This is a genomic window from Gordonia alkaliphila, from assembly GCF_039542465.1.
Taxonomy (GTDB): domain Bacteria; phylum Actinomycetota; class Actinomycetes; order Mycobacteriales; family Mycobacteriaceae; genus Gordonia; species Gordonia alkaliphila.
Map to the genome: position 1 here is coordinate 1 of NZ_BAABIE010000034.1, position 3,462 is coordinate 3,462.

The 3,462-nt window shown below is 64.0% G+C and carries 1 protein-coding gene and 1 pseudogene; one reads left to right on the forward strand and one right to left on the reverse strand.

The features are described 5' to 3' along the window. Nucleotides 1-55 precede the first annotated feature (55 nt). Complete coding sequence (locus ABD989_RS17525; protein ID WP_345314487.1) at nt 56-2,848, reverse strand: DUF4062 domain-containing protein; 2,793 nt, start codon at nt 2,846-2,848, stop codon at nt 56-58. Nucleotides 2,849-2,959: 111 nt separating this feature from the next. On the opposite strand from ABD989_RS17525, the pseudogene ABD989_RS17770 reads away from it, so the two are divergent. Beyond that, nucleotides 2,960-3,134 (forward strand): annotated as a pseudogene (locus ABD989_RS17770) (inositol-3-phosphate synthase); the annotation flags it as partial. Between the last annotated feature and the right edge of the window lie 328 nt (nt 3,135-3,462).

Genomic DNA, 3,462 nt, shown 5'->3' on the forward strand with positions numbered 1-3,462 from the left:
CCGCCGAGCCTCCACCGCCAACCGAGTGGCCCGCTCCCTCAACTCCAACGGGTACTTACGCTGTGCTGCCATCTTCCTCTGTTCCTCCAGGTTTCGATGTCTCCATCAAACCCGGGGCGGGACAGTCCCCAACGATCTGCAACGAGCTGGCCAGGTCTTGCACCGGCCCCACCGCGCCCGGCTGCGCCTCCCGCAACTGTCGACGCAACGCCAACGACTCCTCAAACATCACCCGCGCCCCCGACAAATCACCCACCGCCTCCAACACCGCGCCCACCTTCTCCAGCGCCACCGAAACATCCCGCACCGGCCCGACGGCACCCGGCTGCGCCTCCCGCAACTGTCGCGCCAACGCCAACGACTCCTCAAACATCACCCGCGCCCCCGACAAATCACCCACCGCCTCCAACACCGCGCCCACCTTCTCCAGCGCCACCGAAACATCCCGCACCGGCCCGACGGCACCCGGCTGCGCCTCCCGCAACTGTCGCGCCAACGCCAACGACTCCTCAAACATCACCCGCGCCCCCGACAAATCACCCACCGCCTCCAACACCGCGCCCACATAGTCCAGCGATACCGAAACATCCCGCACCCCCTGCATAGCGTCCGGCTGTATCTCCCGTAACTGCCGGGCAAGCACCAGTTGATCTTCGAAGGCCACCCGCGCCCCCGCTACATTCCCCACCGCAAACAGCGCCTTCCCTACATTGCATGCTGCCCACATCACCAGGCGCTCCCCCGCTAGCGCACTGGCCTCCCGCGTGATTGCGAGCACGCGTTGCGCGTAACTGACCAGGTTCTCCGCCTGCAGATACTCGCCGCCCCAGGTTCCATCAGCCTTGAGAAGCGCCTCAAGCCCCACCTGGCTGAGTGAACTCGCCTCAAGTGCTTCAACCACCGCAAACCCTTCGGAGTGGGAACGAAGTGCCCGCATCAGCGTGACCTCGGTCCCGGCCGGTTGCAGATTGAGAGCGCGGGCCAGCACCGGCGCCGAAGTGACGTCGCCCGAGGAAATGGCATGCCAAAGCGCGTCAAGAGCATCAGTGGCATCCCACGTGTCATCGGCGCCGAGAACCGCCACGATCCGCTGATGAACATCTGCGGGCGCCCGACGAACGGCCGCGTCGCGAACAATGCCGTGAGAGAAAGTGAGGCGGCCAGTCACATCAGACTCACGGAGCTGACCACCAAGCACCCGCCGCAGCGTCGCCACCTTGATTTGCGCGTCAGAATCCTGAAGCAGACGTCCAAGATCAGCCGGCGCCAAACCCGAGGGCGAGACCGCGAGCGCACCCAAAAGCACGGTCGCACTCACCGAATCCAGGCGCGCGGACACGGTATCGAGGAATACCTCCACCAACTCCGCAGGCTCACCTGGCAACATCCGTGCCTCAGCGGTCAGGAGGTCAGCGATCGCTTGAGCCTGATCCGGTTCATGGGCGATCGCAGCGAAATCATCGGCATCCAAATCACCCAGCAAATCCACCGCAAGACGAACCCACAACGGAACACGAGACTCACCCGCCACCAGAGCCAACACCGCCTCCGGCAAGCTCCTACCCGCAGAGCGCGTCCACATCTCCGCCGCCTCCGCCGCCGTCCGACCCGACAACAGGCCCACCTCCACCCGCCGTGCCCCCTCATGGACAAGAATCTGCGCATGTGCCGCACTCGTCGTCGAAACAACCAGCCCGACCCCCGCCGGCAACCTGCGAACCGGCCACACATCAGAGCGCTCCGGTTCACCGGAGAATGCATCCAACGCGTCGACCACGATCACGAACTCACCGAACCCGGCACGGATCTCAGTCAGGGTGTCTCGCCACCACCGTGACAGCTCCTCCACATCGGTTTTCTCGGGCACCGCGATATCCCGCCCCGTCCAGGCAACGAGCTGTTCGGTGATGTGCTCGATAAACACTCGCGCTGACGCGCCCACCGTGCTCGCCCCCAGCAACGCCGACACCACCCGCACCTCCCGACCACGCAATGCGTCCTCTACCGCGCACACCACCGTCGACTTACCCGAGCCCGATTCCCCAACAAGCACCACCCGCTCACCCGCCACCACGGCGCTCACAACCTCAGCAACCATCTCATCGCGACCCACCATCAGCGCATGATCATCACGGAACAACCGTTCACTACCCGACGTTCCTGCGGCCTCGCTGACCCGAGCGAACTCCTCGGCCTGGCGCACCACTGGACCCGCCAACAAGCCGACCATCAAGTCTTCGAAACTGACCGTGCGCCCAGCACTGCGCACCGCATCCAATGCCGCACCCGCCGCACCCACCTCAGCGGTGTACTCCACGACCACCACACTGTCGCGGTGCCGCACCTTCTCGGCCACCTCATCACGGAACCGCCGGACATCCGTCGGGTCGCTATCTGCCCAACCATCAGGTACCTGCCCGACTAGATCCCGAAACACCACCAAGTGATCGCCCTCCGGCGCCGATTCCCACAACAGCCCCAGACCGAACTCCAGCGCCGTGACCGAAAGTCCTTCGATCGACTGCGACTCCGGGACACCCGCCGCACCCGCCACCGCATGCGCGTGGACGGCCTCGGGCACATACCCGTAGCGGGCACCCACCAATCCCATAAACAACGGCCGTGCTCGCTGAACTTCCGCGAGACAAACATCGAGCACTTTGCGGGCAGCTTCTTCCTCGGAGATGCCGAGGGTGTCGACGCCCCAACGCAGGTCAATCAACTCCACACGGATTCCCAACGGAGCAACTAACTCATCGAGCCGCTCCCGCACCGGACCGGCAAGAATGTCCCGCTCACCGTGGAAATCGCGAAACGTGGACGAAACGAACACCGGAACGACAGCCATCGACAAACCCTTGCCTTATCGGAATGAACCCATCGACCCTACGAAGCGCGGGCCACTCCTGACCATCCCCCAAACAGCCGGATCGACGGGCTACTTCGACCCAGAACAGTCAGGAACGTGCACATCGGCCCGTCGGACTTCGTCCTAGTGGCTCGACGACCGCAAGTGGGCGTACGTCCGTCTGGAAGGCCGCGCCTTCATCGACGCACCTCTGAACCTGGATTACAGACTCGAGGTCTGGGACAGCCCCAACTCAGCCGGTATCATCATCGACGCCGTGCACGCCGACGCCTGCTATCGCTTCTGCCGCGGGCTACTCGCTTACGTTGGTGGAGTCGAGTCGGCGGCACAGGTCTTGGCCCTAGCCATTCGGGCCACTCTGCTGCAGATCACAGGTCCTCACGGAGGATCGACCGGCTGGCACGCCTCAAAACCACACGATGGCCGTGATCATCAAGACCGCCCAGATCGCTATCACCACTGAAGCCTGTCAAGCCCCGGGTTTCTTGGAGACTGATTTAGTTGGTTTCCTTGGTTGCCAGAGCCGAGTTGGCCTGGACGTGTGATCGGCCTGCAGTGGCCGTGTCAGGCGGCGTTCTTGTCGTCGGCTGCTT